At 40.0% G+C, this 25,634-nt stretch carries 23 protein-coding genes; 13 read left to right on the forward strand and 10 right to left on the reverse strand.

The window, feature by feature from the left end:
* Both NJ959_RS04130 and NJ959_RS04135 read right to left on the reverse strand, forming a co-directional pair.
* Positions 1-921, reverse strand: a 921-nt coding sequence (locus NJ959_RS04130) for a tetratricopeptide repeat protein (protein ID WP_254010484.1), incomplete at its 3' end; no start/stop codon positions are given.
* Between the two features lie 182 nt (positions 922-1,103).
* Positions 1,104-1,598, reverse strand: coding sequence for a hypothetical protein (locus NJ959_RS04135; RefSeq protein ID WP_254010485.1), 495 nt, complete (start codon positions 1,596-1,598; stop codon positions 1,104-1,106).
* A gap of 342 nt (positions 1,599-1,940) precedes the next feature.
* On the opposite strand from NJ959_RS04135, the gene NJ959_RS04140 reads away from it, so the two are divergent.
* Entirely contained in the window at positions 1,941-2,240 is a 300-nt protein-coding gene (locus tag NJ959_RS04140; RefSeq protein WP_254010486.1) for a type II toxin-antitoxin system HigB family toxin, read from the forward strand.
* Positions 2,224-2,622: a helix-turn-helix domain-containing protein gene (locus NJ959_RS04145; protein WP_254010487.1), complete on the forward strand. Its 399-nt coding sequence runs from the start codon at positions 2,224-2,226 to the stop codon at positions 2,620-2,622. The genes NJ959_RS04140 and NJ959_RS04145 overlap by 17 nt, the downstream gene beginning before the upstream one ends.
* Positions 2,623-2,871: 249 nt before the next feature.
* On the opposite strand, the gene NJ959_RS04150 is transcribed toward NJ959_RS04145, so the two are convergent.
* From NJ959_RS04150 to rpaB, 3 genes are all read right to left on the reverse strand, one after another.
* Positions 2,872-3,507 (reverse strand): cofactor assembly of complex C subunit B, encoded by a 636-nt coding sequence (locus tag NJ959_RS04150; protein WP_254010488.1) that lies wholly within the window; start codon positions 3,505-3,507, stop codon positions 2,872-2,874.
* Positions 3,508-3,631: 124 nt separating this feature from the next.
* The gene (locus tag NJ959_RS04155) at positions 3,632-5,596 is read right to left on the reverse strand and encodes an ATP-binding protein (RefSeq protein ID WP_254010489.1); all 1,965 of its coding nucleotides are present in this window, start codon (positions 5,594-5,596) and stop codon (positions 3,632-3,634) included.
* Positions 5,597-5,762: 166 nt separating this feature from the next.
* Positions 5,763-6,491, reverse strand: a complete 729-nt coding sequence (rpaB, locus tag NJ959_RS04160) for a response regulator transcription factor RpaB (RefSeq protein ID WP_254010490.1) — start codon at positions 6,489-6,491, stop codon at positions 5,763-5,765.
* Between the two features lie 311 nt (positions 6,492-6,802).
* Here rpaB and radA point away from each other — a divergent pair, with 311 nt between their 5' ends.
* The 6 genes from radA to NJ959_RS04190 all read left to right on the forward strand — a co-directional run bounded on the left by radA (position 6,803) and on the right by NJ959_RS04190 (position 14,618).
* The gene (gene radA / locus NJ959_RS04165; RefSeq protein WP_254010491.1) at positions 6,803-8,386 is read left to right on the forward strand and encodes a DNA repair protein RadA; all 1,584 of its coding nucleotides are present in this window, start codon (positions 6,803-6,805) and stop codon (positions 8,384-8,386) included.
* A 465-nt stretch (positions 8,387-8,851) separates the two neighbouring features.
* On the forward strand, positions 8,852-10,045 hold the full coding sequence (locus tag NJ959_RS04170) for a glycosyltransferase (protein WP_254010492.1): 1,194 nt from the start codon (positions 8,852-8,854) through the stop codon (positions 10,043-10,045).
* Positions 10,046-10,169: 124 nt separating this feature from the next.
* A complete protein-coding gene (locus NJ959_RS04175) occupies positions 10,170-11,306 on the forward strand; it encodes a glycosyltransferase (protein WP_254010493.1) in 1,137 nt (378 codons plus the stop codon).
* Positions 11,293-12,423: a glycosyltransferase gene (locus NJ959_RS04180; RefSeq protein WP_254010494.1), complete on the forward strand. Its 1,131-nt coding sequence runs from the start codon at positions 11,293-11,295 to the stop codon at positions 12,421-12,423. The genes NJ959_RS04175 and NJ959_RS04180 overlap by 14 nt, the downstream gene beginning before the upstream one ends.
* On the forward strand, positions 12,416-13,300 hold the full coding sequence (locus NJ959_RS04185) for a glycosyltransferase family 2 protein (RefSeq protein ID WP_254010495.1): 885 nt from the start codon (positions 12,416-12,418) through the stop codon (positions 13,298-13,300). Before NJ959_RS04180 ends, NJ959_RS04185 begins: the two co-directional genes overlap by 8 nt.
* 370 nt (positions 13,301-13,670) lie before the next feature.
* Positions 13,671-14,618 (forward strand): glycosyltransferase family 2 protein, encoded by a 948-nt coding sequence (locus tag NJ959_RS04190; protein WP_254010496.1) that lies wholly within the window; start codon positions 13,671-13,673, stop codon positions 14,616-14,618.
* 21 nt (positions 14,619-14,639) lie between these two features.
* Here NJ959_RS04190 and NJ959_RS30410 read toward each other — a convergent pair whose 3' ends face one another.
* Positions 14,640-15,470 (reverse strand): FkbM family methyltransferase, encoded by an 831-nt coding sequence (locus NJ959_RS30410; RefSeq protein WP_254010497.1) that lies wholly within the window; start codon positions 15,468-15,470, stop codon positions 14,640-14,642.
* Positions 15,471-15,653: 183 nt separating this feature from the next.
* Here NJ959_RS30410 and NJ959_RS04200 point away from each other — a divergent pair, with 183 nt between their 5' ends.
* The 3 genes from NJ959_RS04200 (at position 15,654) to mtgA (ending at position 19,503) form a co-directional block, all read left to right on the forward strand.
* Entirely contained in the window at positions 15,654-16,586 is a 933-nt protein-coding gene (locus NJ959_RS04200; protein WP_254010498.1) for a glycosyltransferase, read from the forward strand.
* Between the two features lie 26 nt (positions 16,587-16,612).
* A complete protein-coding gene (locus NJ959_RS04205) occupies positions 16,613-18,064 on the forward strand; it encodes a LicD family protein (RefSeq protein ID WP_254010499.1) in 1,452 nt (483 codons plus the stop codon).
* Positions 18,065-18,159: 95 nt separating this feature from the next.
* Positions 18,160-19,503, forward strand: a complete 1,344-nt coding sequence (gene mtgA / locus NJ959_RS04210) for a monofunctional biosynthetic peptidoglycan transglycosylase (protein WP_254010500.1) — start codon at positions 18,160-18,162, stop codon at positions 19,501-19,503.
* Positions 19,504-19,551: 48 nt separating this feature from the next.
* Here the strand turns inward: mtgA and NJ959_RS04215 are convergent, their stop codons facing one another.
* Complete coding sequence (locus tag NJ959_RS04215) at positions 19,552-20,256, reverse strand: class I SAM-dependent methyltransferase (RefSeq protein ID WP_254010501.1); 705 nt, start codon at positions 20,254-20,256, stop codon at positions 19,552-19,554.
* Positions 20,257-20,432: 176 nt separating this feature from the next.
* Between NJ959_RS04215 and NJ959_RS04220 the strand changes: the two genes are divergently transcribed.
* Positions 20,433-20,885, forward strand: coding sequence for a phosphocholine cytidylyltransferase family protein (locus tag NJ959_RS04220; protein WP_254010502.1), 453 nt, complete (start codon positions 20,433-20,435; stop codon positions 20,883-20,885).
* On the opposite strand, the gene NJ959_RS04225 is transcribed toward NJ959_RS04220, so the two are convergent.
* Positions 20,825-21,592: an FkbM family methyltransferase gene (locus NJ959_RS04225; protein WP_254010503.1), complete on the reverse strand. Its 768-nt coding sequence runs from the start codon at positions 21,590-21,592 to the stop codon at positions 20,825-20,827. The two genes, NJ959_RS04220 and NJ959_RS04225, sit on opposite strands and share 61 nt — an antisense overlap.
* 104 nt (positions 21,593-21,696) lie before the next feature.
* Positions 21,697-22,578: a beta-1,6-N-acetylglucosaminyltransferase gene (locus NJ959_RS04230; protein ID WP_254010504.1), complete on the reverse strand. Its 882-nt coding sequence runs from the start codon at positions 22,576-22,578 to the stop codon at positions 21,697-21,699.
* Between the two features lie 131 nt (positions 22,579-22,709).
* Between NJ959_RS04230 and NJ959_RS04235 the strand changes: the two genes are divergently transcribed.
* On the forward strand, positions 22,710-24,539 hold the full coding sequence (locus NJ959_RS04235) for an aminotransferase class I/II-fold pyridoxal phosphate-dependent enzyme (RefSeq protein ID WP_254010505.1): 1,830 nt from the start codon (positions 22,710-22,712) through the stop codon (positions 24,537-24,539).
* Positions 24,540-24,666: 127 nt separating this feature from the next.
* Here the strand turns inward: NJ959_RS04235 and NJ959_RS04240 are convergent, their stop codons facing one another.
* Positions 24,667-25,602, reverse strand: coding sequence for an NAD-dependent epimerase/dehydratase family protein (locus NJ959_RS04240; RefSeq protein ID WP_254010506.1), 936 nt, complete (start codon positions 25,600-25,602; stop codon positions 24,667-24,669).
* Between the last annotated feature and the right edge of the window lie 32 nt (positions 25,603-25,634).

Here is a 25,634-nt window from a genome sequence, read left to right on the forward strand (position 1 = left end):
TGCGTATTTTGGATTGAGTTTGATTGCTTCGTTGTAATCGGTAATAGCGCGATCGTATTCCCCTCTCTTGTAGTAAGCAACGCCGCGATTGTTGAAGGCATCTGCATCTGCGTTTTTGGGATTGAGTTTGAGAGCTTCATTATAATCGGCAATAGCGCGATCGTATTCCCCTTTTTCGCTGTAAGCAAAGCCGCGATTGATGAAGGCATCGGCGAATTTAGGATTGAGTTTGAGAGCTTTGTTGTAATCGGCAATCGCACTATTATATTTCATTAGAGAGCCGTAAGCAACGCCGCGATTGTAGAATGCTTCTGCCAATTTTGGATTGAGTTGGATTGCTTTGTTGTAATCGGTAATGGCGAGATCAAAGTCCCCTTTATTGTTGTAAGCAGTGCCGCGATAGAAATAGATAAAGGCTGGATCGAGTGCTGCTTTGTTTGCTTTACCCTCTGAAAGCGCAGCCGTTAGTTGCTTAATTGCATTATCCCAATCATCCCCTGCATAAGCAGACACCCCCAATGTCACCAGCGTTAAATATTTTAGTTCCTCTGCCAAATCAATTTGTATCTCAATATTTGTTAGGGAAGCCACTGCCATAGTGCGAATTTCTCCCTGCGCTTGCTTACCTAAATCGAGATAATTCTTCGCTTTTGAAAGTATCTCAAAATTTACACTAACGCTCGCTGTCTTCTCCGTCTTGCTATACCTACCCCAAATCACAATATCGGCATTTTGCGCTTTGCCTAATTCCCGCGCTTTCCCGTAACCCTCTTGCTGACTAATCGCCTGCTTTAGTGGTAATATTTTCACGGTTTGGGAATTTCTCGTCGCTTCCTGCAACTTCTGGAAAATTGTTTCCGTTACTTGATAATTTATGGGATTATTTTTCTCATCCACCCCATCAAACTCAGCTACCAACACTGTTACAGTTTTGGTTTGTTGTGGGCTAGTTTGTGTCGTGGGTATAGGGGATTGCTTCGGCTGTAGAAAATACCAACCTACTCCAACACTACTGATACTTAATAGCGCGATTGTCCCTGCAATTAGCCAAGCCCGTTTTTTCCGTTTCCCCCCCGGTTCTTCGGGTTTTTTAGCGGGGGGTGTTACTTTTTTGCGCCTTTAATCAACCGCGTAAAGGTGGGAAAATGCTGACGACAAAAATTCTCAGTATCTAACGATGCTTCGTAGGATAACCCAATAAACGGCGGAAAAATCGATAGTGTACCCTTGAGTTTGGCATCAGCAGTGGCTCCGGGTTGATTCAGTTTGGCTTCGATGCTTTTCAACAATTCCACCATCTCCTCTGTATATTTATCCGGCTGAAGCTGTACCCGGACAATTTCCTGACTTAAGGCATCTACAATAACTTGAGCATCTGCTTCCACAAAAGTTACACTAGCACTTTCCTGTTGTAGTCGTAGAAATAGTTCTTCCTCATACTCCCGAATCTGAGGTCGAATCTTGATCTGTATAGTTTGCTGATTCTGGATTGCCTTGTCATCGTCTGGTGTCAGCAATCTTCCCTGCTCTAGGGCATTGCGGCGCTCATATAGTATTTCAAGGTTGTGTTGCAATTGACTGATGCGATCGCTAACCATCTTCAACTCCGGGGTAATCTAATCTAGGATAGAGTAAAATATTTCAGGACTTACGCAGCCACACTACTGATAGTGGGAATAGTCCGTTAGCAGAGGATAACGCACCCTACAGATAGAGGCTTTGCGTAAGTCCTAATATTTATACTCAACATATATATCCAAAACCGGACGAATTGCCGAATCGAGGGGATTGTTAGCGCGAAATCTCAGCCCAAGCCCATCCTGAATGAAGAAGATTACGAGATTGCCATCGCATCTTGACAATGTTCTCTCAAAATGAGAGGATTGATAGAATACTGATAAATTTGTTTTCCTGCCGATGACAATAACAACTACAGATAAATGCACCTGATTGCAATTCGCTACCTCCGTGCTGATGCTGCCGAGTACCCTGATGTCAAAAACCAAATCGACGCATGGTACGCAACTGTCAAGAAGGCAGAATGGGGCAACTTAGAGGATGTTCGTAAGATTTACCGAGATGCTGAAGCAGTGGGAAACTTCACTGTCTTCAATATTAAAGGCAATGACTATCGCCTGATTGTCGGTATCGACTACGAAGATCAAACAATTTTCTACAAATACTTTCTAACTCATGCCGAATACGACAAGGGCAAGTGGAAAAATGACCCTTACTTTTGACCAAACTGCTTATCGGAATTTACTAGCTGAAGTCGCGCCCAAAGCGATCGAAACTCAGGAGGAGTACGATCGCATTCTAGCAGTGGCACAACGGCTAACCTTTGCAAAAAAACGAACGGCGGAGGATCGATCTTTACACAAGTTGCTAGTGATTCTGATTGAAGCGTATGAGGCACAGCACTATCCAATGGATCAAGCTATGCCTCATGAAATCCTCCAACACATTATGGAGTCCAGTGGCACTCGTCAAGCTGACTTGGTTGGTACACTCGGATCGAGTGGTGTGGTGTCGGAGGTGGTGAATGGCAAGCGATCAATTAGTAAGGCACAAGCCAAGGTACTTGGTGATTACTTCAAAGTATCGCCGACGCTGTTTATTTGAGACAATAGATAGCCTTCGGCACGGCGGAGCCTACATTTCACCGCTAAACCATTGGCGGCAGAAGGCTGCGCGAGGGTAAATCCGCCTCGGTTATAGCGGGAGCCTTCTGCCGACATTAAGGTAAGATTTCCTGCCCCCCTTCCCTTTGTAGCTTGCTCCCCCTTCCCGCACTTCGTGCCGCTAGGCTAACGCCAAGCTTCGCTAACGCTAACGCAGGGAAGGGGGCTGGGGGGTTAGGTTTTTTGGCTATCAAGATAAAGTATTTCCTAATTTATCGGCAATCCCCTCAATCCAAATTTCATCTTGTTTTGTATAACTACGAGGCGCATTTGCTCCCAAAATTAATACACCAGCATTACCAATAGGTTGACAAATTACACCTTGAGTGTTTTCTGGTAAATAGTCAAATTCTATTTTGCCGGGATAAAGTGCGAGTTTAACTAAGTAAACAGGTTTTTGCTTCTCTAGCACCCGCTGGAGAATCGCGCCCGGTTTCACATCGGCATTTGTGCCCAAAATCCCGCGCCGTAGCAAGACTTTACCTTGATAGAAGACGACTAGCGATCGCGTTCCTGTATTTGTTAATAATAAATGTGATGCCCAAGCTAGTTCTATTTTGACGGGATCTGGTAAATCTGGTGCGAGTTCAAATCCTTCTTCACCAATTAAATTTACCGCATCGGGCGATCGCGGTTGGACTTCCTGCCATAATAATCCGGTTAAAATTAATACTGCACAAACAATTACCCCCAGTGCATCAGAACGAGCCTGAGCATCAGTTAGCTGAGGCGTGAGGACACGGTTGACAAAAAGTAGTGTCCCTCCTAATCCCCCAACAACGAAGGGTAACTGTCGGAGTACAGAATTGCGATCTGGTTTAGTCATTGGTTGTTTGTTGTTGGTTGTTTGTTGTTGGTTTGTTATTGTCTAGAACACTTACGCACTTAGCCAGATTTGTCACAGTATAATATGCTTTTTATGGTTTAGTGTCCTGGTTGGGTAAAAACTATTATTTTGACTTTTTACCACCCTTTTTTTTCTGGGTATCGCCTACTTTTGGTGGGGGAGTTTTCCATTGGCAATTGAATGTTTTATTGAGTAGCGCTTTGAGGCTGATTACCTTTATATTTCCACCGTGAAATTCTGCTGTTCGACTCTGGATTTTGATAATTTCGTAGCCAATGCCATGAAGTTCTTCAGGTAAGGATATGTATCCATAATAATTGTATGAGTCCTTAATCTGATCGCCTTCTTGTGGAGTTGGCATTTCCCAGCAAACAATTTGGTCAGTCAATATCAATGGATGATTAAACTCGTCACTAGGAGATAGATTATACTTGTACTCAAGAGCTTTGTGAACGTTTGTTGCCAGGCTGTTTTCTCCAATACTGACAGCAATGCTATCAATTCCCATGCCAGAGAAGGTTCGCGGAGATAGCCAAAGATGAGCGTAATTTGAGTCAGGAGTGACAAGGTGGGCAAACATCGTGTACAATGCTCCCACCCAATGCTCTTCTCCAATACTAGGTTCTACCAGCCACTTTCCCTTAAGTTGTTCTATATCCTCTACCTGAAATCTGCTTCTGTCTTGAATCTCTTCCTTGAGTTTATTCAGCTTTTTGGTATAACCTTCTAGTTTGGCATCGTGATTCTCCTTATTAAGCCTTTCGATAAGTTCACGAAAAACGCTAGTTTGATTCATTGCTGCATCAAAAAACCGTTTGATATTATAGACAAAGGAGTCATCTTGTAGAATTCTTAATGCAGCTTCAGTTAATGAGTTTCGGTTTGTAACAACATCAAAGCTGCCATTAATCATGAAAATGTAGTGAGACTGGGCATTCGGCGTATTAAGCACTGAGTAATCTTCTAGCTTAGAATGGTCAAATATCTCATTGTAATTGCAAATTTTTATTCCCTCTGAACAAATAAATGTACCTCTTTGATCGGTTAACCTAATTCCAGATCTTTTATCACCTCTTCGGCCTAGTTCTTGATATTTATCAAGCGCTCTGCGATTACCATCAATTGCTATAACTAAACAGTAATTAACGTCCTCAAACTGAAAATTCATAGCCCCACGAGCCGAAAATCTGCCATCGTTTAATCTTGATATTTGAGCGGGACTTTTGATTTGCGATTTATCTAGATCGTCCGGCTTCTCTAAGTAGGGATACCCAGTCTCAATTTTCTTCAAGTTATCTTGTGTCCAGAGATATAATTCACACTGATCGTTGTATCCTGGGGACTGTTTAAAGCTTTCAAATTTAGCCTCTGAAAATCCTGTTTCCTTAGATCGAAGACACCTGATATCTCCATGTCTTGTATTAAAGCGTATGTAATGTTTTAAGTATGACCATTTTCTGCTACCGTCATCAGCCGAGTCGTAATAGTCTGAGAATTTTTCTACTTCAATACCCTGAACAACGATCATTGCTCCCCTAGAAAAGCTGTTCGTGAAGAATTCTTCACTCAAATGATCGAGAATATTTACTGTTTGTTTATTTGGTCTAGAAAATAAGTTTCTCAGGGTTTGCCAGGGACTATTATCTAGCTGTGATTGGATATCGTATTGTTGAGTCAAATTATCTTTGGGATTATCAATAGATATCGAACGCCAGTTTTCATCCTGGCTACAGCGTGTAATTAAAGTAATTCTTTTGGAAGCAAAGCACAGCTTTGAACCTTGGCACTTATAACCGATTAATTCACCCTGTATTTTAGTAGATCTCCCTATAGAGAAAAAAGCTCTGTAGGGAGTTATGCCATTGGTTTCAACTGTTTCACTTAAACCAGTACCATCGTCAAAATAGATAAATCCTTTATCCTTTAATAATGGAAAAATTTCAATCCTGGATGCTTGAGCATCATAGGAATTAGATATCAACTCACGGATGATTTCACATGGATCTTTACGATTAACGGAAAGTTCAGACAATACATGTCTGTAATCTATTTCTGGATACTGGGCCATACAACTCGATCGAAATTACTAAAACTAGATTTTTATTGATTATTCAGTTCAGTTTAGAAGCGAGATATAGCAACCGCCACAGCGGTTAGGACAATTGGCTCTCAGCCCCTTGTTAAAATTTGGTAGCTGAGAATGCCTTAACCGACGAAAGCGACTGCTATAGTAGTTACTCCTCTCCAGGTTCAATAATCCGTTGGAATAAATATCCAGTACCCCTGGCAGTGAGAATTAACTCTGGATTACTGGGATCGTCTTCCAACTTAGCGCGTAACCGGGAGATATGGACATCTACCACACGAGTATCAACGTGACGCTCCGGTGTATAACCCCAAACTTCTTGTAAAATCTCGGAACGGGAGAAAGGTTCCCCAGAGCGACTGACTAATAATTCCAAGAGACTAAATTCCATTCCCGTGAGGCGGATACGCTCGTCTCCCTTATAAACCTGACGCTTGTTAGTGTCAATTTTAATACTGGCAACGTGGATTACACCGGAACTGGGAATTCCGGAAGCACCCACTTTGTCTACCCGTCGTAATACGGAGCGAATCCGGGCTTCTAACTCTTTGGGAGAAAAGGGCTTCACCACGTAGTCATCTGCGCCCAACTCCAATCCGGTAATCCTATCAGCGACATCACCCAATGCGGTGAGCATGATGATGGGGATGTCGGATTCCTTGCGCAACTCTTGACAGACACCATAGCCATCTAGTTTGGGCATCATCACATCTAACACAACCAAGTCAGGTTCGCAATTGCGAAAGGTTTCTAGGGCTTCTTCCCCATCTGCGGCTGTGACGACATCGTAACCAATCATGGAAAGGCGAGTTTCCAGGATGCGGCGGATACTTGCTTCATCATCGACTACCAGAATTTTTTCTTTATGAATTTCCAATTTACTGAATACTCCTCATATAACGTCTGTAAACTGTTAATTTATCATCAGCTTATCTCTACAATATAACGATGCACGACAATTTTTTAAGAGATGGGGGATGAAGGGTGAAGGGTGAAGGGTGAAAGATCGAAGACTTCCGACTGCCAACTTCCACGTTATAGATGGAGGGATAGACGGAAAATTCTGCGATTGTTCCTGTTTGTCTCTATAAGGAGTCTGACTTCCCCTTCAGCTTTTTAACGTTGCTAAGTCGGTGTTTGTTGAAGTCTTAAGCATTGTTTAACATTTTTTAACATCAGGAGAGCGGGATGGCTAAGTCTAAGTCCGTATATATTTGTAGTTCCTGTGGTGCTGAGTCTGGGCAATGGTATGGGAAATGTCCATCCTGCGATACTTACAATTCCTTGGAAGAGAATCTTTTATCACCTACAGCTAACAGTAATCGAGGTGGTTGGCAAGCTGATAGCCACTCTCATCTTAAAGCTGGAACCACTGGACAGACTAAACCAAGATCTTCTCTCAAATTCTCGGAGATTTCTGATAACGTGCAGATGCGATTTGCATCAGGTTATAGTGAACTCGATCGCGTTCTCGGTGGCGGTGTCGTTCCGGGTTCGTTGGTTTTGATTGGTGGCGATCCTGGTATTGGTAAGTCTACACTACTTTTGCAAGTAGCGCATAAAATTGCCATAGAACATCGGGTTCTCTATGTCTGTGCAGAGGAGTCGGGACAACAGGTGAAACTCCGTGCTTCTCGTTTGGGTGTCTGCGAGATGCCTGTGGAGAATGAAAGTAATAATGGTACGGGAAAAAAGCGTGGTAAAAAAGGAGAATTGGGTGATGAGGTGTCTCATTCAAATTCCGCAGATCCTAATTCTGCTAATGGAAGTAAAAGTCTGCCAATTAATGAACCAAATCTTTATGTTTTAGCAGAAACTGATTTGGAGGAGATTTTGCGGGAATTGGAGTCTCTCAAACCACAGGTGGCGGTAATTGATAGTATTCAGACTATTTATTTAGCTACTTTAACTTCTTCACCAGGTTCCGTGACGCAGGTGAAGGAATGTACGTCTGCTTTGATGCGGGTGGCGAAGCGGGCAAATATTACTTTATTAATTGTTGGGCATGTGACTAAGGAAGGCGCGATCGCAGGCCCGAGAGTTTTGGAACATTTAGTAGATACTGTACTATATTTTGAGGGCGATCGCTTTGCTTCTCATCGGTTACTCCGCTCTGTGAAAAATCGCTTTGGTGCTACTCACGAAATCGGTATTTTTGAAATGGCGGATAAGGGTTTACAGGAAGTTTTAAATCCGTCTGAGTTATTTTTAGGTAATCGGGATGAGATGAGTCCGGGAACGGCTACTGTGGTGGCTTGTGAAGGGACTCGTCCAATTTTGGTCGAATTACAAGCATTAGTTGCTCCGGCAAGTTATGGTGCGCCACGGAGGTCAACTACAGGGATTGATTATAATCGATTGCAGCAAATTCTCGCAGTCTTGGAAAAGCGGGTGGGGATTCCTTTATCAAAATTGGATGCTTATGTGGCGACGGCTGGCGGGTTGGGGGTGGAGGAGCCAGCAGCAGATTTAGGCATCGCAATCGCAGTTGTGGCTAGTTTTCGCGATCGCATTGTCGATCCGCGTACAGTAATGATTGGGGAAGTGGGTTTGGGCGGACAAGTGCGCTTGGTTCCTCAGATGGAGTTACGGTTAAAAGAAGCTGCAAAATTGGGGTTTAAAAGAGCAATTATTCCCAAGGGTCAAGTTTTGCCAGATATGGGTTTAGTAATTGTACCTGTGGCGAGGGTTTTAGATGCGATTATTGCGGCTTTACCTGGAGGATTGCGACAGAATTTGGATGAGGATGATGAGGAGGATGGTGAAGATTGAATTATAGCGGTTTTCAGTTGGATGAAGTACATCTTAGAAACCGGGTTTCTTGAAGAAACCCGGTTTCTTTTTAGTTTATCTATCTAAAGCAAAAAATGCTGTAAAAATACGATGGTTAGGAATATCAATAATCTGAATAATCCCATGCGTAATTTGAAGATACGCCCCCGAGTTGACAGTTGCGATCGCGTGAGCTAGGATGGACTAGATGCAAGTTCATGTAAAGACGGCTACTAATTACAGTAATTTTCAGGTATGTGAGGTACAAAGAAACCGGGTTTCTTTGAGAAACCCGGTTTCTGGGATTTACTTGAGAAATCTCCAATGTGCTGTATCTAATTCAAGACTCAGCGAAAATGCCGGACTTTCAGGAATTGTGCATTTCAGGTTGTATCACTAAATAAACTCCCGAAAAGATTTAATCTATCGAGATCTAAAACCTGAAATGATAGAAGGTGATTGATATTGAATATTACTGATTCCTGGGGACACCCTCTTATTTTTACCCGTTCCCAAACCCAACCTCGCGTTGCTTTATTCCTTCGCAATCTTGCGGGTGGTGGAGCAGAAAGGGTAATGTTAAACTTAGCTTGCGGTATCGCCAAACAAGGTGTCAAGGTTGATTTATTGCTCACCAAAGCCGAAGGAGAGTATCTAAATAGAGTACCTGATGAAATTAGATTAATTGATTTTAATGCCGCTAACTTTGGTAAAGATAGAATATTCAACCTCCCCACAGGTTTTACCTCTACAGGTAGTTTGCCCAAGTTAATAAGTTACCTCAAACAAGAGCAGCCACTGGCATTAATTTCCGCCACCCACTATCCTAATGAAATTGCGGTTATTGCTAAACATCTTGCTAGAGTACCGACTCGCGTAATAGTATCGGAACATACTACTCTTTCGGTGGAAGCACAAAAAGTAGAACAGGTTTCGGCACGGTTAATTCCCATGACAGCACGATTATTTTATCCTTGGGCTGATGGTATTATTACTGTTTCTCAGGGAGTAGCTAATGATTTATCTAAGATAACTGGTATTGGGAAAGAGCGGATACAAGTTATTTACAATCCAGTGATTACTCCAGAGTTATTCAACAAGGCAAAAGAAGCTGTTAATCACCCTTGGTTTCTACCTGGAGAAGCCCCAGTAATTTTGGGGGTGGGGAGACTGGTAGCACAAAAAGACTTTTCCACTTTAATTCGTGCTTTTGCCAAAGTGCGACAGGTAAAACCAGCACGATTAATGATTTTGGGGAGTGGGAGAGAGTCAGAAACACTTAAAGCTTTAGCGCGGGAATTGGGAATAGAAAAAGATGTAGATTTTGTAGGTTTTGTGGATAATCCTTTTGCTTATATGCAGCGAGCAAAATTATTTGTTTTATCTTCAGCGTGGGAGGGTTTACCAACGGTTTTAATTGAAGCATTAGCAGTAGGAATTTCTGTAGTTTCTACTAACTGCGAAAGTGGTCCTGCGGAAATATTAGATAATGGTAAATATGGGGAGTTAGTATCAGTTGGGGATAGTAATACGATGGCTGAAGCAATTTTGCGGGTGTTGTCGGGGCATTCTCAGTTAGTTGATTCTGAATGGTTGGGGCAGTTTACTTTGGATACTTCTATCCAAAACTATTTGAATATTTTGGGAATAGGGAGATAATTGGAGGTTAATTATAATAAAATATCCCACTAATTTGACCAAGTTTGTAGTAAGCGCTTCAGCGCTGAAGCGCTTAGTACTAACAAGAGTAAGCTAGTATAGTTAAGGAGAGAAAGCAATCGCTATGAATAAATTAAAATCCATAGCATTTATCATACCAGACTTAGATGGAGGCGGTTTACAGCGGGTAGCACTAAACTTACTCCAAGGATTTGCTATGGAAGAGATTCCCTTAGACTTAGTTGTTGCTAATGGGGAAGGGCAATTTAAGCAAATGATTCCATCGGGAGTACGAGTTATAGATTTAAAAATACCAATTCAGCCCCGATTCAGCAGTGTTATCCAAATTATCTTACCCCTAGTGCGTTATTTACGGAAGGAAAAACCAGAAATATTAGTCTGTCACTTATTTACCTCTAATGTTGTGGCGGCGATTGCCAAAATTATCGCCCTATCTCCAGTTAAGTTAGCCTTCGTAGAACATATTTCTTTAGCTGATAAAAAAGATAGACTTAATACACTTCAGGAAAAGTTTCTACCCATAGCGATGCAATGGCTTTATCCAACTGTAGATGGAGTTATTGCAGTATCAAAAGGATTAGCGCGAGAGTTGGAAAGTTACTTGCATCTCAAGGCTGATTCTATCAAAACTATCTATAATCCTGTCTTGGCTACCAATTTATTAGTTAAAGCACAAGCACAAGTAGAACATCCTTGGTTTAAAGATGGGGAACTTCCTATAATTTTAGGTGTGGGGCGATTGGTAAAACAAAAAGACTTCACCACTTTAATACGTGCTTTTGCTATTGTTCGACAATTTCAACCCAGTAGATTAGTAATTTTGGGTGAAGGTGAACAAAAAGATAGGTTAATGGCTTTGGCTCGGGAATTAGGAGTAGAAAATGATGTAGCGTTTTTAGGTTTTGTTGAAAATCCATATAGTTATATGGCACGTTCATCGGTATTTGTGTTATCTTCAATTCAAGAAGGTTTGCCGACTGTATTGATAGAAGCAATGGCGATAGGGACTCCAGTTGTTTCCACGAATTGCCCTAGCGGTCCAGATGAGATTTTGGCTAATGGTAAATATGGAGAATTAGTGCCTGTTGGTGATAGTAAAGCTATGGCTGATGGGATTTTACGGGTGTTATCTGGTCAAGTTAAGTCAGTTGAGGCGGATTGGATTAATCAGTTTACATTGGAAGCAGCCACTCAACATTATCTGAATATTTTAGGTGTCAATAAATATGAATCAGTTTAAAAAACTTGCTGTTGTAATGCCAAACATGGCTGCTGGAGGTTCAGAGCGAGTTGTCTTGAACTTGCTTAAAGAGATACTGAAAAAAGATCTAAAAATAGAAATAGACTTAGTGTTAGGTGCAGTTGAAGGTTCATGGATCAACAAAATTCCCTCAGAAGTCCGAGTTATTGATTTAAAAACTCCTATTGGCCCAACATTTAAAAAAATTAGCCGAGTCACATTTCCCTTATGCGGCTACTTACGAAAAGAAAAGCCAGATCTGGTGCTATCTAACTATTGGTATTACAACGTATTTGTTGTGTTAGCTGTTGCTTTATCAAGAATTAATACCTACTTAGTCATTGTTGAACACGGTTCTTTCTCTGTAATCAAAAACAAAGGAACTATACCTTGGCTAATCCCTCTCCTGATGCGCTGCCTTTATCCCCAAGCTAATTCTATCGTAACCGTATCCAAAGGATTAGCACAAGAATTAGAAGATGATTTAAAATTAAAACCTGGTTTAATCACAACAATTTATAACCCTATCATTGAGGAAAGATTATCCCAAATATCAAAAGAATCAGTCACTCATCCTTGGTTTCAAGATGGAGAAATTCCAGTTATTTTGGGTGTGGGTAGACTGTGCAATGTCAAAGATTTTCCAACATTGATTCGTGCTTTTGCACTTGTGCGGAAGAAACTACCCGCTCGCTTGGTAATTTTAGGTGATGGAGAAGATAAACCAAGACTAATGGATTTGGTGCGCGAGTTAGGTTTAGAAGATAATGTGGCGCTACTTGGCTTTGTGGAGGATCCATATAGCTATATGGCACGTTCATCGGTATTTGTTTTATCTTCAATTGTGGAGGGTTTAGGAAATGTATTGATAGAAGCGATGGCGCTGGGAACACCACTAGTATCCACAAATTGCCCTAGCGGTCCGGCAGAAATTCTGGATAATGGTAAGTATGGGGAATTAGTGCCTGTTGGTGATAATAAAGCTATGGCTGATGGAATTTTACGGGTGTTATCTGGGGATATTAAGTCTGTAGATTCAGGTTGGTTAAAGCAGTTTACTGTAGAAGCAGCCACCCAAAACTATCTGAATATTTTAGGTATCAATAAATATGACTGAACCACTTGTGAGTATCATTATGCCTGCTTACAAGGCTGAAAAACTTATTCCGGAAGCATTGGCTTGTGTTAAGGCACAAACTTATAAAAACTGGGAACTTATTGTAGTCGAAGATGCCTCTAATGACGCAACAGAAGCAATTGTTAATGAGTTTGTCATAGAAGTTGGGGAAGATAGGGTACAATATATTCGCCACGAGTACAATCAAGGAGTAAGCGGTGTCAGAAATACAGCTATTAATCAGGCGAAAGGAGAGTATTTAGCGTTCCTCGATTATGACGATCTTTGGAAAGCATATCATTTGGAAACAGCAGTAAATACCCTCCAGAAAACTGGCGGAGATATCGTTTACTCTACAGTTGAAATGTTTCAGGATGGTACGGATAAAATTATTGGGATATGGGGTCCTTCTCAAAAGGATGTAGATGAGTTCCCGGCTAGTCTTTTAGGAAGAAATTATATAGCTAGTAACGTAGTTGTGATGAAAAGCTCTATTCCGGAAAAAGTGGGTTATTTTGAAATAAATCTGAAAGCCGCTGAGGATTTGGATTATTGGTTAAGGATAGCAGAAGCTGGGTTTAAATTTGTTTATATTCCTGGTGTATATGGCAGTTATCGGAAAAAACAATCATCTAGTTTAACCTCTCAAGCTGCGATGGTAGCTGAATATCACGCTATGGTAATTAGAAAGCATTGGTATTCGCCAATTCTTTCTCAAAAAACTCGCCAGGAGGCTGCTTTACTGTATCATCTGAAAGCTGCTAAGTTTAATTTGAAGAATAATCCGCTAAAAGCCGCTGAGTTTTTGTTATGGATAATGGTACTCAATCCTCAAGGTTTTTTATTAAAATTGTTCAATTTACTAAAAGGTAAGTGAATGGATATGATGAAATATTTGACTTTTCCCCCAACCCGCCAGAGAATAAATTCTCTGTCTAATAGCTTAAGTCGGTTGAAACCGACTGGAATAAATGAAATACTTTTTAGTCCATTTCAATGGACTTTAGGGTTTAATGTAGGGTGGGCAGTCCCCAATATAGATTGAAAAGCTGATGATTACCTTAGTGGGGACTGCCCACCCTACGGTTATTGAGAAGGGTGCAAGATCTCAGTTGAAACCGACTGAAATAAATGAACGGTTTTTTAGTCCATTTCAATGGACTTTAGCTATTAGCCAGTGGTTTTAACCACTGTCGGGTTATTGCAAATGGTGCAAAATTTTACATCCTCTATTTCCCAATATTATCATGCCAAAAATCAGCGTAATTGCCCCCTGCTACAATCAAGAAAAATACATCGCCAAAGCGATTGATAGTATGCTAGCCCAGACATTTACAGACTGGGAACAAGTTATCGTCGATGACGGTAGTACCGATAATTCCGCTGAAATTATATTATCTTACACCCAAAAAGACTCGCGAATTAAATTAGTTGAACAGCCGAATGGTGGAGTACAAAATGCCCGAAATAATGGCTTTAAAGCTTGTTCTCATCAAAGTGAATATTTGTTATGGTTTGATCCAGATGACTGCCTAGCACCACAGATGCTAGAAGTGATGGTGAATTACCTCAATACCCATCCTCACGTCGGTTTGGCATTCTGCGATTATTATGTTATTTCTAGTGAAGATAAAATTATTAAAACAGCAAAAACACCTCGACGTATTCCTTCCCGATTTGGGATCGAAGACTTACCCTATCAAACACCAGAAACTCCATTTATATCAGTAGGATTTGATTGCATACCCGAAGCAATGGCTATGGTGCGACGTACCATTTACGAACAAACAACAGGATGGGGTGAGTGGTTAAATCAAGGTGGTGAAGGGTTAGATTTATTTCTTCAGGTGGTGCTCCTGAGTGAAGTCCATTTTATTTCCCAAAACTTGTACTATTATCGCCGACATTCTCAGCAGGTAACACAGACTACTGTGAAGTTTGAAGTTCAGATGCAGAAGCTAATTACTAAATGGAAAGAAAGCAGAGAAATACCAGAAGAATATAAAGCAAAATACGCAGAATTGGCGTGGTGGTGGGAACATCGATTTTTGCCTTACTTATGGGTGAAAGAAGGGAGGGCAATGATGCGTGATACCTCTGGCGGGCAAAGCCATCACAAATACATTTCAGGAATCAGGTTACATCTTAGAGCCATTAAACCTTATTTGATGTCATTGCTATTCAATAAGAGTTAGCACCATTGTCACCAGAGAGACTTAAACTGTACGCTGCAAAAATAAGATCCAATTATGGAAACAAATTTTTTGTTTAATCTGGAACCCGGCTTCAATCAACTTAGATTCAACGAATTCTGCTTGCTCGTATCCAATTTGCTCTGGATGAATCTCAATTAAAATTTTCTGGACGTTATGCCAATCAGCATAAGACATCAACTCATACTCTCCTCCTTCAATATCGATGATTAAAAAAGAAGGATTAATCCGACGTACTTCTTGATTGAAGGATTTAACGGGAATCTCAATCGGTTGACTATTAGGGTTTTTCTGGATCTTAGAGGAACTCCAAAAATCTTTTTCTATGTAAAATAGTTCTTTTCCATTTTCCTTACCAATCAAACAAATATCAAGAGTAGGTTTTACTTGATTGAGCTGATACAAGTCGCGAATCGGTTTTTCTAAATTGGGATTTGCTTCGTAGGCGAAAACTCGATCCGAACCATTTTTTTTAGCTACATAACAAGATAAAAATCCCAATCCAGCACCAATTTCCATCACAGTATCATCGGCGGCAAGCCGAGATTTCAGAACTCCCATTTCACAGGATTCATACCCACCCCTATATAGATCCTGACGTATAATATTAGAAATATGTTCACCCAGAGGAATAACAATTCCTTCACTTTTAATCACCCCAGGTTTTCTAATCGTTCGATACCAGAAAAGAATCTGCTGTTTACAGGCTCGTAACAGAATCTGATATCGGTTAGATATGCGATCTCGCCAGTTTGTACTAGGTGTTTCAGCGCCGTTAGCTCGACGGTTGAAGAGAGGAGCGCGAATCAGCCAAGACAATACATTTAGGGACACGGATAAATTCTCCAATTAAATTTTATTAACTTAGGATTTCTCTTGATATTTTAGCATTAATAATGACTCAACTGATGGTTCTGTAAAAAAACTAAACAAATGGACTTCCCCTCTAATCGCGTGTTTTTGTGTTATCTTGTACTTGGAAAGTATTTGGTAATTTTATTGTCAATCAGATAAAAAATGAACCTTAAACAAAAGCGTGTCACCTGGTTAATTCCTGTAAAAAATGGAATGCCATACTTGCCAGAAACCTTAGCATCAATTGAAGCACAAACAGATAAAAACTGGCAAGTTATTGTCTGGAATAATGGTTCAACTGATGACACTGTAGCAGAACTTCAAAAATGGATTCCTTCACGGTTACCAGGAAAAGTTATTACAGGAGATCCCCTGAGTGTTGGAGCTTCTTTAGCCAGAATGGTAGAAATATGCGATACAGAATTTTGCGCTCGCATTGATGCAGATGATGTCAATTTACCGGAACGACTGGAGAAACAAATTGCTTTTTTAGATGCCCATCCAGAAGTAGCAGTTTTAGGTAGTAAAATTCATATCATCGATGCTAGTGGTGTGAGAACACAGGAGTACACTACGCCGTTAGATTCCAATGATATTGTTCACGGATTATTGAGCGACAATCTCATCTATCATCCATCTGTTATGTTCAGACGCTTGGCAATTTTACAGGTTGGCAACTATCAGGATTTATATCCAGAAGATTACGATCTCTGGTTACGAGTTGCTACTCGCTATAAATTAGCCAATTTAGATCTAGCATTGGTATGCTATCGAGTTCACAGTCGCAGCACTACACAAATTGCGATCGCTCAAAATAAATCAACTCCTTTGACGAATAAATGTTTTAGTAAGAATGCTTCTCTATTATATGGTTTATCACCAAAAGAAGCTATATTACTTCGAGAATGTCGGCATCCTTTTGCCACGATCCCTCTCTATAGAGTTGCCAAACATTTACATAAGACTCAGGGAGGCAAATTTCGGGATATATTTCTATCCAAATCATTCATTATTAGTACCAGACAATTGATATCTCCTAGAGATATTATTTCTCGGATAATTTGGTGGATCTTGTGGTATTATCTCAGATATTAGGACAAATAATACTATCCTATAAAACTATGAACAGAGAAATAGCGAAAGAAAACCTCAGCTTACTAAAATCAATTTTAGATAAGTATGGAATTACCTTTTGGTTAGCTTGGGGAACCTGTTTAGGTGCGATTCGAGAGAAAAATTTTATCGCCAACGATGAAGACACAGATGTTGAAATATATATTCAAGATTGCCAGCGGGTTATTGCCTTACTGCCTGAATTAAAAACTTTAGGTTTTCAGCGTATTCCTTGGAGTTCTACGACAATACGGCTACGACGAAAAAAAGAAGATATTGACATCTTTTTGGTAAAACCTGTCAAAAAAGGAAATGATATTATTGGTTGGATAACCGACGGTGACTTAATAGAAGTAGATTTTTTCAGCGAACTAGATCAAATTAAATTTTTAGGAGAAATATACAGAATACCGAAAAATCCAATTGCCTATCTACTATATCTCTATGGTCCGACATGGCAACAACCAATTGATGACTTTTGGGATTATCACAACAAAATGAGCCGCCAATGGAGCAAAAAAAATTGGAACATACCTCAAGAAAACTTAAGATTAATTAAAGAAATTTTTGACCGACACGGAATTAGATTTTTCCTAGCTAAAACAACTTGCTTAGATTTAGTCATATCCCGTCAAGCCAGCGACGATGATATCGGGATTATGATTGGCACTTATATCACAGAAAAAGGTAAAATATTGGCAGTAATGCCAGATTTATACCAACTTGGATTTGAACCATTCAAAGTTTCTAGTCTCAAAAGATGGAACACTGTCATTATCCGAAATGGTGAAAAAATTCTCATTGAGATTATGGAGAAACCTGGCCTAATTCAACAGCTTAAAGGATATCGATGGATTTGCAGGCAAACCCCTTATTACAGTGATTTTTTCTCCCAACTAGAATCAGTGGAGTTTCTGGGTGAAAAATATCCTATTCCACAGAAATACCCAGAATATTTAGCCTATCTATACGGAGCATCATTTTGGCAAGAAGCGGAATTCCAAGTCTTTAACACTAGCCAAAAACTCGCTTTACTCACTCAAAAATTGCAACAAGAGGGACAAATAGAAATATCACTCAATCAGACTTGGCTAAAAGAGCGATATCGACCATATTCCTGGACATATCACTTATTGACTCCCTATCATGACAGGATTACTGTTAAAAAAATTGATAATTCAATCCAGACAGGAATGATTGTATTGGTGGAAGAGATAGAATTGCTTTCAATTAAACGGGTAGTGGAAGTCACTGCAGAAGGTAAAGTTTTACTCACTAGCGATTTTCGAGGTGACGGCGACATTTTGTTGGCGGTTAACAATATTATCGGTCAAGTTACTACCCTCCACACCCGATGGGGTTTTTCAATTCCTCTATCAGTTACAGCTTTACAATTACTATTCTTAGGTAAACCTTTATTGAAAAAAATCCACCGATTTGCCAAGAAAATATTTTCCTAGCTAGATGCCAGACTTCTTAAAGAATTTGGGCATCTTAAATTTTGGTCTTATTTTCTAAAACCTAGCTGTAACAATAAGATTAAAGAGAAAAGAAAATGACAGTTATTCCTAAAAAATGGATGCCAACCTGCTCAATGAAACGTGTGATTCTCCATTGGACAGCAGGAGGATATAAAGCTTCAGTCATAGATAAATCTCATTACCATATCCTGATTGAAGATGATGGCAAATTAGTCAAGGGAACGCACTCTATTAAAGACAACGTTTCCACCGAAGACAATGTTTATGCAGCACATACTAAAGGTTTAAATACGGGATCGATTGGTATATCTGTTTGCTGTATGGCAGAGGCAATTGAAACACCTTTTGAGGCTGGTTATTTTCCTATGACTAAAATTCAATGGGACAAAATGGCACAAGTTGTTGCTGAATTATGCTATTTTTACAATATTCCAGTTACTCCAGAAACTGTACTAGGGCATGGTGAAGTAGAAGCTATACTTGGAATACCTCAGACAGGTAAGTGGGACCCAATGATACTACCTTGGAATTCCGATCTCAGTAAAACTGAAGTCGGTAAAGAGTTTCGCGACTTGGTAAAACAAAAAATATCTGCTCTTAGTAGCGATACTAATTCCATTTCTAAAATGGTAATACTTCACTTATTACTCAGAATCATCACTTATATTTCTATTTTTGCTATATTTCCGGCATGTTTTTTTGAATATAGCAACAATATTCAAGCCATTATCATCAAAGGTTTATTTTTATTTCACTATTCAACTCTATTACCCGTATTGATTTTATCTTTCTATAATCCTAGTACAACATCTTTTATTTTGATAACCCAGCGGATATTAAAAACAAGAGGAGAAACATCTGAAATCGATCGTGTTTGGGTCAATTATAAACAGATGTCTGAAAACATCCGTTGGGCAGCAGTTGCCAGTGAGGATTGGCTTTTTCCACAACACTTTGGATTTGATTTAAGAGAGATTTTGAATTGCTGGCGTAGCAACCGTGCAGGCAATAAAGTTAGAGGAGGTAGTAGTATCACTCAACAGTTAGCCAAAAATCTTTTCCTAAGTCCATCTCGAACTTACTTTCGCAAAATAATTGAAGCTTATCTAACTTTACTCCTAGAGGGAATTTTAACGAAAAGAAGAATTTTGGAAATTTATCTCAACATAGTTCAGTTTGACAATCGAGTATTTGGAGTTGAAGCAGCAGCTAACCACTTCTTTAATAAACCTTCAAAAGATCTAACATTAGATGAGTCATCTTTGCTGATAACAGTTTTAATTAATCCAGTCAAATACAAGGTTAATAATCCTTGTGAATTAGTTCTTCAGCGTCAAAAAAATATTGCAGAAACTGCGATCAAACTTAAGAAAAAATATCCAAAAGTATCTTCAAAGTATGCTTTTTTATTTGATTAGTCTTACTGGGATCTGGATTTTGGTTTTATTTACTAAAACCTAACTGATTTATAAAATCTGATGAATCAAAACATTAAACCGATACTGACTATTCCCATAGCCTCGGATATCTTGATCTTCAATCGTCACTTCCACAGATAAATTTGCCAAGACTTCTCGGAACCAATCTTTACTAAAGTACAAGTGATCTAAACCTCGATATTTTTCTTCATATTCAGCCTCACCCATCATTCCTTTTCTCATCAAGAGCGCTCCTGACTTCTTAGAAAGATCTGGAATCTCAAATACTCCAATACTTTTCTTAGCAATTTTCACCATGTTATGAAGAACCGTGGCTGCATAGTCATAATTGGGAAAGTAAAGAAAAACACTATTTGACACGACTATATCAAATTGATTTTCCAGTGAAATATCAATTGCTTCCCCCAGGCTAATTGCTGCTTTTGGCATCGTATCTTTCGCAATCTTGACCAATTTGGCAGAGTAATCAATCCCAGCCACTGGATTTCCTTGTTGGTAGAAGGGATAAAGCAAAGCACCTGCACCACAACCCACTTCAAATACTGAATCATCTGGACTAATTCCCAACTTGATGGCTAGGCGTTGAATGTAATCTATCCAGGCAGATTCTTCAATTCCTCCGTAAGCTGTATCAAAACCATCTGCGGCGATCAATGATGCTAGAATAGACTTATGTGTGTCTGTTATCTCTTTGCGATTCCAGATCGTATACCAGTTATTTATCATGTTCATTTAATTGTTAATATTCGTTGACGCGATCGCAAAAAACCTAGCTTTTCCAGGTTTGTTGACATTGGTGCAAGTTCTCAATTTTAACCTACACTGAATATCAATGTAAAGATCCTCTCGGCAAAGTCCCAAGACGTTTATCAACACAAAAAACCTTAGCCATTCAGCCGTAAAAATCAATGAAAGCAATTATCCTAGCCGCTGGCAAGCGGATGCGCCCCCTTACCCTAACAACTCACAAAACCCTCTTAAAAATTGGCGATCGCACCCTTCTCGACCGTATAATTGACCTATTGATTGCCAATCAAGTCACCCAAATTACCATCGTAACAGGCTATCGATCGGAAGAAATACGAGAACACGTCACGACTCATCACCCATCCCTCAATTTCCAATTTATTCACAACCATCGCTATGCTGAAACTAATAACATCTACTCCCTAGCAATGGCAATCGAGGAAATACTTATAGACGATGATATTGTACTCATCCAAAGCGATTTAGTTGTCGAATCTTCCGTATTTAAACGGCTATTTGCTTCACCTCATCCCAATGTAGCACTCGTCGATCGCTATTGTACAGGTATGGATGGCACAGTTGTTACTGTCCGTTGCAAAAACAAGATCCAATGATAGGAACAATTTTTTTGTTTAATCTCGAACCCAGCTTCAATCAACTTAGATTGAACGAATTCTGCCTGCTCCTGTCCGATTTGCTGCGGATGAATCTCAATTAAAATTTTCTGGACGTTGTACCAATCAGCATAAGACATCAACTCATACTCTCCTCCTTCAATATCGATGATTAAAAAAGAAGGATTAATCGAACGCAATTCTTGATTGAATGATTTGACAGGAATCTTAATCGGTTGACTATTAGGATTTTGCTGGATCTTAGAGGAACTCCAAAAATCTTTTTCTATGTAAAATAGTTCTTCTCCATTTTTATTGCCAATCAAACAAATATCAAGAGTAGGGTTCACCTGATTGAGCTGATACAATTCGCGAATCGGTTTTTCTAAATTGGGATTAGCTTCGTAGGCAAAAATTCGATCCGAACCAATTTTTTTAGCTATATAAGCAGATAAAAATCCCAATCCAGCGCCAATTTCCATAACAGTATCATCGGTGGCAAGGTGAGATTTTAGAAATCCCATCTCACCGGACTCATACCCACCCCAGTATAGATTATCACGTATAATTTTAGAAATATGTTCACCCATAGGAATAGCAATTCCTTCACTCTGAATTACCCCAGGTTTTCTGATCGTTTGATACCAGAAAAGAAGCTGCTGTTTACAGGCTTCCAACAGAAGTGAGATCGCGTGTTTTTGTGTCATCTTGTGAAACGAATAAATGTTTGAGCAATAATCCTTCTCGGTATTATCGTAGACATTAGGAGGATTGATGAAAGATCTTAGGTAAATCTTAACGATCGGGTAGACTATCCGATAATAGCATCAAGTTCATCAAGAATTCTGATATCTGTATCGACATCAAATTTTCTAGCGAAGTGCGCTGAGGATGCCAGGAGTTTTGGCAGATCTTCAAATAGGAGCGTTTCTGGGTGCTTCCCTTCCTTTGACCAATCGATATAACGCCAGTGATTATTTTTGATTTTGAGGTGAGGATTGTTACACAGTATCGTCTGATAATAGGATTCGTCTGGAATCTCCACCTGACAGTAGTGGGAGGCTAATGAAGGCTTTGTAGTATGAAAGTCAATCAGATATTCTGCTGCTTTGCGGTTAGCACAAAACCACTGTCCTCCAGCAAAGCAACGAAATTTACTGGAAAAGGGCAGAAAATATCTTGTTAATAGTGGGTGTTTTAAAGTCAATTCTCCATTGGTTAAACGGAGATTTATGTTGGGAAACGAGAACTGAAACTTTACAGTACAGTATCTTTCATAGCACTTTCTTTGCCAATCCCTCTCATAATCATTATACTTAATTGGCTCATGTTCGATATAAACATCATAGGATCTCGAAGCTAAATCATCCAGTATTTGATTTGCTGGTTTGATTGGATAATCTGCTCCACTAAGTAATATAAACCAGTCTGGTGAATCGGGGGTTTGATACATTAATCTAAGTGCCCGCAGTGTAGATTCTACAACAGAAAAATTCCCCCACCCAGTCTTTATGTGAGGGTGTACAAGCAAAACATTCTTTGATAAGGCATCTATCGGGAAGTCACTTTGGAAAAAATCATGATGACAGACAATCGGGGGGCAATCGAACATACTATTTAGTCTGGTGACTAACCGAATAATCTGATGGGGTTTGGTATGAGTCAGTAGGATGAAACCAATTGGCGCTGACATGATTCCTTCACTTAAATCGTAATGAGTATGATTTTACCCTATACTGAATATTAATGTAAAGATCCTCTCGGAAAAGTCGAAAGACGTTTATCAACACTAAAAAAACATTAGCCATTCAGCCGTAAAAATCAATGAAAGCAATTATCCTAGCCGCTGGCGCTGGTAAGCGGATGCGCCCCCTTACCCTAACAACTCACAAAACCCTCTTAAAAATTGCCGAGCGCACTCTCCTAGACCGTATAATTGATCTACTAGTTGCCAATAAAGTCACCCAAATTACCATCGTAACAGGCTATCGATCGGAAGAAATACGAGAACACGTCACGACTCATCACCCATCCCTCAATTTCCAATTTATTCACAACCATCGCTATGCTGAAACTAATAACATCTACTCCCTAGCAATGGCAATCGAGGAAATACTTATAGACGACGATATAGTACTCATCGAAAGCGATTTAGTTGTCGAATCTTCCGTATTTAAACGGCTATTTGCCTCACCTCATCCCAATGTAGCACTCGTCGATCGCTATCGTACAGGTATGGATGGCACAGTCGTCACAGTGGTTGATGGTATCGTCACCAACGTAATACCACCCCACCTCCAAGGAGCAGATTTCAACTTTGCTGATAAATATAAAACCCTCAACATTTATAAATTTTCTAAAGAGTTTTGCCAAGGCACTTTCAAAAACCTCTTAACCTATTATGCAAAAGTAATCGATTCTCAGTGTTATTATGAAGTAATTCTGGGCATGATTATCGCCATGCAGCGAGATGTAATCCATGCAGAAATATTAGAAGGAGATTGCTGGGCAGAATTAGACGATCCCAACGACTTCGACTCAGCCAACTACCTCTTCGATTCAGGAAACCGCTACTCATTAGTTCAGAGATCCCACGGTAGTTATTGGAATTACGATCTCCTCGACTTTTGCTACCTGCGAAACATGTATTTTCCCACAGGTGCAGTTATTTCCGAACTGCGAAATGGACTACCCGCATTGATTCACAATTATGGTAGTTCCCAGGAAATTCTGAATCTAAAACTAGCCTATCATCTATTATGTCGAGAAGAAAATGTGACAGTTCTCAATGGTGCGGCGCAAGTCTATCCGATCCTATCACGTTTCTTTGCCGGACAGCGCGTTCTCCTACCCAGTCCTACTTTTGGTGAGTACCACCGCATCTTTCCCAATGCCGAATATTATTTCGATGAAGTGGGTATCAGTGGACATAGACTCGTTGATAGGGTTCATTCTTACGATGTTATAGTTTTCGTCAACCCCAATAACCCAACAGGAACCACCTTAATTTCAGACTGGATTTGTGGATTAGCTGAGGCAAGTCCAGACAAGTTTATTATAGTGGACGAATCCTTCATCGACTTTTCTAATCAACCCAGCTTAGTTTCACTATTAGAAGAAGATCCATTGCCTAATATTATTGTCATTAAAAGCCTTAGTAAAACTTTGGGTGTACCCGGTATCCGCCTCGGCTATACCTATTCTTTTAATCAAGAATTTAATAATTTTCTCCATTCTAATATCCCCATCTGGAACCTCAACTCCATCGCCGAACATTTTCTGGAGATAATATTAAAACATCGGGATGCGATCGCAAAATCATTTGAACAGACAGCAAAAGATCGCGCCGAGTTTGCCAACATGTTAGAATCTCTGCCCATTGTCGAGAAAGTTTTCCCCAGTGGTGGTAACTTCCTCCTTACCAAATTACACTTAAATCGTCCCCAAGCTAATACTTTAGCTGAGAAATTGCTTGTAGAGCAGTCTATCTATGTCAAAGATGTTTCCAGTCGCTTCCGTGGAGATGGCGCATTTTTTCGATTAGCAATCCGAACAAAAACTGATTCGGATCGCCTGATTAAGCAATTGGAATATAATATCCCCAATATCCCTCACTCCTCTAAGAAGTTGGGGAGCTTAAATCCAAGTGAGTGAGGTATAAAGAAACCAAAGAAACCCGGTTTCTGGGGGGTTTCTGGGATGTAAGAATTAGGAATATACAACAGAGGGCGAGTCAATGGAGTTATTGGTTACTCCGATAGATTTTGGCAGCGATTCGCCCTTACATCTCTATTACTAATGATTCTACCAAACCCGCCATCCCCGCAGCAATTGACGATTGCGGTGCAAAGCCTAAAATTGAGGAAACTTTCGATATATCCGCTTGAGAATCTCGAATATCCCCAATTCTTTCCGCAGCAAAATTAATATCAGACTTCCACTCCGGAAAGCAAGTTTTGAGAATATCAACTAATTGGAGTAAAGACGTAGTTTTCCCCGTACCTAAATTACAGATTAACGAAGATCCCGGTTCCCTAGGAGCGATAAGAGCCTTGGTTAATGCCATCGCGACATCCTTCACATAAATAAAATCCCTCGTTTGCGCACCATTCCCATAAATTGTAATCGGGAAACCTTCTTTCATTGCCTTGACAAAGATAGAAATGACACCCGAATAGGGAGAATCTGGCATCTGACGGGGACCATATACATTGAAGAAGCGCAAGCCAATAAAAGATAACCCTAACTTTTGGCAAAATAAACTAGCGTATTCTTCACTAACTAACTTTTGTAATCCGTAGGGAGAAATGGGATGAGTTGGGAGTGATTCTACTATTGGTAATTGGGTTTGATTCCCGTATACCGCCGCTGAACTTGCAAATACTAATTTGGGAATTTTCAGCATTTGACAAAGTTCGATTACCCTAACAGTAGCCGATAAATTATTATCATGAGCAGCCAAAGGTTCCAACCAAGATGCTGTTACTGATGGTGTAGCTGCTAAGTGCGCTATCCCATCAATTGGTTCAGAAAAATCATCGGGCTGACAGGTTAAAATATCTTTTTGGAGAAGTTTTAGCTGAGGATGGTTGGGTAAATTACTTAAACAACCCGTACTTAAATTATCAACCACTGTCACGCGATAACCTTCAGACAGTAGTTTTTCTGTCAGGTGCGAGCCAATAAAACCCGCACCACCTGTAACGACAAAGTGCATAATTTATTCGATAGTTTATCAGAGGTTAGAGG

This window comes from Limnofasciculus baicalensis BBK-W-15, assembly GCF_024178385.1.
GTDB classification, from domain to species: Bacteria; Cyanobacteriota; Cyanobacteriia; order Cyanobacteriales; family Coleofasciculaceae; genus Limnofasciculus; species Limnofasciculus baicalensis.